Here is a 3,447-nt window from a genome sequence, read left to right as displayed (position 1 = left end):
GACTTACTTAAGTCAAGCAATCTTTTTCCTTCTGTGGCGGCCCCAACGGGGCGCGGCGACCGAGCGCCGCGCCCCGTACGTCACCTCACCGCCGCACCCTGCCGAGGAACGCGGCGAGCGAGTGCGTCGCCGTATTGTGGTCCGTCGCGGCGAACAGTGGGTCGAGGTGGTTCATGCCCTCGTCGGACTCGTACACCGCGTAGGGGACGCGGGAGCCGGAGACGACCTTCCGCGCGGCGGTCACGATCGTGCCGTGGGCGTAGCTCGTCTCGAAGGCGTAGAGCGGTACGTCGAGGCCGGCGCCGTGCCACAGCCGGAGCCCGAGGGAGCGGGCGAGCTCGGTGTCGGCGTAGGCGTCGGTGACGTCCAGGTCCACCGACAGCCGGGCGGGCCAGTACCACTCCCAGACTGCGGGCACCGGGCCGCCCGCGTACGCCGTCGCGACACGGCCGATCGGGGTGATGCCGTCGTCGACCCAGCCGCGTACCTCGCCGCTGTCCGTGAGGTGTCCCGAGTGCACGCTGATGTCGTTGGGCCAGCCGAAGCCCGCGTCGACCAGGGTGCCCAGGAGGGCGGCGTTGGTGAGCGGGTACGGCGGCCGCAGGGCGTCGGGCAGGCGCGGCTGGAGCACCGAACGGCCCTCGGGGTCGGTGTGCGCGTACCAGCCGACGAGCTGGTACCAGATCTGTGTGCTCTCGGCGCGGCTGCCCAGACCCACACCGCTGAGGGTCATGTCGAAGACCGCTCCGCCGTCGATGGCCGCGAGCCGCTCCCGCACCTCCTCCGGTGAGTCCTGGACGGGCGCGCCCGTTCCCTCGAACGCCCCTAGGACGCCGCCGTCGAGCACGGCCAGGGCGGCGAGGTCCCGGTGTCCGGGGCGGCCGTCGAAGTCCCAGGCGGCGTACGCGAGTGCGGTGGTCGCGCCCCAGGAGTGCCCGCCGAGCGCCACGCGCCGCCGACCGCCCGCACCGGCGGCCCGGACGACCGTCCGCAGGTCCTCCAGGGTGAGCCGCAGCCCCCAGCCGGCGGCCCACCCGGAGGCGGCCGGGTCCAGGGAGCGGTAGTGGCCGTCGAGGTAGTACGCGGCCGGGTCGGCGGTGGCGAACCCGGTGCGGTCGGACAGGTTCTCCTCGCGCCGGTCGAACGCCCACACTTGCAGGCCGGGTACCGCCGCCACCAGGTCACGGGCCACCAGCCGGAAGTCGTTCGCGGCGCCGAACATCCCCGGCACCAGCACCAGGACGGTGCCCGCGTCGCGCGGCCCGACCTGGAGTACGTGGACGCGGTCGGACCCGGCGGGCCCGCCTCCGCTGCCCGTCGGTATGGGCACGTACGGCACGTACGGCTCGGCGGCGGTCCCGTTTCCGCTCGCGCTCCCGCTCCCGCTCCCGTACCCGTTCCCGCTTCCGTTCCCGCTCCCGTGCTCGGCGGCGCGGGCGTCCCCGGTCAGTGGTCCGGCGGTGCCGAGGCCGCCCAGTGCCAGGCCGCCGGCGATCCCGCCGAGCACCGTTCTGCGTGACAGAGGTTCTGTCATGTCGCTTCGCTCCCTTGCGAGTTGGAGAGATCTCGCCCCCCTGGGGCCCAAGCTTCCTCCGCCCGGTGCGGTGATCCTTCATCGGGGGGAGCCGATGCTCATCCGCGGGAAGGATGTAAGGCGCTTGATCGATCGACGACGATTACCCCTGGCATGTCCGCACCAGGGAAGGGACCCACCTTGCGCATCACCCGGCTCCGCGTCACCCGGATCGTCGGCACCGTCCTCGGCACCACGCTCCTGCTGAGCACCGCGTTACCGGCCGCGTCCGCCGGCACCCGCACCGCCTCGTCCACGGACCGGGCGCTGGACCGCGCCGCACTGCGCACCACGTTGAGCGCCGTCCACGACGCCGGTATGTACGGCACCTACTCGTCCGTCCGTGAGGGCTCCGAACGGTGGACCGGCGCCGCCGGGCTCGCCGACGTGGACACGGGGCGCCCGGTCACCCCCGGCATGCGGCACCGCGTGGGCAGCATCAGCAAGACCTTCACCGCCGTCGCCGTGCTCCAGCAGGTGGAACGCGGCAAGGTCAGGCTCGACGCGCCGATCGGGGACTACCTCCCGGACCTGGTCCCGGGGGAGCGGGGCGAGGAGATCACCGTCCGCATGCTCCTCAACCACACCAGCGGGATCGGCGACTACATCCTGGGCGCCTTCCCCTCCCTCGCCCAGGACTCCACCGCCAGCCTCGACGAGGAACGCTTCCGCTCCATCGCACCCGAGGAACTGGTGCGCCTCGGCCTGGCGGCGCCCGCCACGGGACGACCCGGCGAGCAGTGGTCGTACTCCAACACCAACTACGTGATCGCCGGCCTCCTCCTGGAGAAGGTCACCGGCAAGGACGCCGGGACGTACATCACCCGCAACGTCATCGACCGCGCCGGACTGCGCCACACCACGTACCCGCGCACCGCGTACATCAAGGGCCCGCACTCCAAGATGTACGAGTCGTTCTACGGCCTGATCGACCCGCCCCGCGACTACAGCGTCTACGACATGTCGTGGGCGAGCACGGCGGGCGCGATCGTCTCCACCACCGACGACCTGAACCGCTTCTACCGCACCCTGCTGCGCGGCGGGCTGATCGGCCGGGCGGCCCTCGCCGAGATGACGACCACGGTCCCCGCGGGCGGCTTCGACTACGGCCTGGGCATCTACGCCCTCGACGTGCCCGACTGCGGCCGTTTCTGGGGCCACGACGGCGCGGTCTTCGGCGCCGGCACGCTCGCGCTGTCCAGCCGGGACGGCAAGCGCCAACTCGCCCTGGGCTGGAACCTCATGAAGTACCAGCGCCTCAACGAGGACGGCACCGGGTGGGAGCCGAGCCCGATCGATGACGCCCTCGACGAGCACGTCATCCGTGCGCTCTGCCCGACCACGGAGTCCCCGTCGGAGTCGCCCTCGGCGTCCCCGTCGGCGTCCCCGTCGGAGTCCCGTCGGCTGGTCCAGGAGGGGCTGCCCGGCGTCGACCTCGCTCCCGGCACATGGACCACCCGCCGCTGACCCGACCGTCCACCCCGAGGGGAGCGGCGCGTCCGGGACCGCGTATAACCGCGCCATGCTCTATCACATAGTGCCGCTCGGCGACTGGAACGCAGACCCCGAGCGGCCGTACGCGCCCTCCTCCCTCACGGAGGAGGGCTTCGTCCACTGCTCCCCCGACGAGGCGACCACGCTGGCCGTCGTCAACGCCTTCTACCGGACCGCGCCGAGGCCGCTGCTGGCGCTGCTCCTCGACGAGGACCGGCTGGCCGCCGGGGTGGAGTGGGAGGAGCCGGTGCCCGCTCCGCCGCCCGGGGTCTCCGAGGACGTCCGGTTCCCCCATGTGTTCGGTCCGCTCAACCGTGACGCCGTCGTGCGGGTCCTGGAGGTCCGGTGGGACGAGGAGGGGCGGGCGACGGGGCTGAGAG

The 3,447-nt window shown here is 72.5% G+C and carries 3 protein-coding genes; 2 read left to right on the top strand and 1 reads right to left on the bottom strand.

All coding sequences use genetic code 11. The features are described 5' to 3' along the window. Nucleotides 1-85: 85 nt before the first annotated feature. Nucleotides 86-1,534, bottom strand: a complete 1,449-nt coding sequence (locus tag FNH08_RS47330) for an alpha/beta fold hydrolase (protein WP_152778087.1) — start codon at nt 1,532-1,534, stop codon at nt 86-88. A 153-nt stretch (nt 1,535-1,687) separates the two neighbouring features. Between FNH08_RS47330 and FNH08_RS47325 the strand changes: the two genes are divergently transcribed. After that, nucleotides 1,688-3,040 carry a serine hydrolase domain-containing protein gene (locus tag FNH08_RS47325; RefSeq protein WP_152778086.1) on the top strand — a complete coding sequence of 451 codons (1,353 nt, stop codon included), beginning with the start codon at nt 1,688-1,690 and terminating at the stop codon, nt 3,038-3,040. A 55-nt stretch (nt 3,041-3,095) separates the two neighbouring features. Beyond that, on the top strand, nt 3,096-3,447 hold a 352-nt coding region (locus FNH08_RS47320), incomplete at its 3' end, for a DUF952 domain-containing protein (protein WP_152778085.1).

Origin of the sequence: Streptomyces spongiae, from assembly GCF_009377185.1 — a bacterium.
Classification (GTDB): domain Bacteria; phylum Actinomycetota; class Actinomycetes; order Streptomycetales; family Streptomycetaceae; genus Streptomyces; species Streptomyces spongiae.
The sequence above is the reverse complement of the archived record's forward strand: the minus strand, read 5'-3'. Positions and strand labels throughout refer to the sequence as shown.

What these genes read in the sequence shown, in the direction of transcription:
- FNH08_RS47325 (WP_152778086.1), top strand. Translation starts at nt 1,688, where the DNA reads ATGTCCGCACCAGGGAAGGGACCCACCTTGCGCATCACCCGGCTCCGC.
- FNH08_RS47330 (WP_152778087.1), bottom strand. Translation starts at nt 1,534, where the DNA reads ATGACAGAACCTCTGTCACGCAGAACGGTGCTCGGCGGGATCGCCGGC.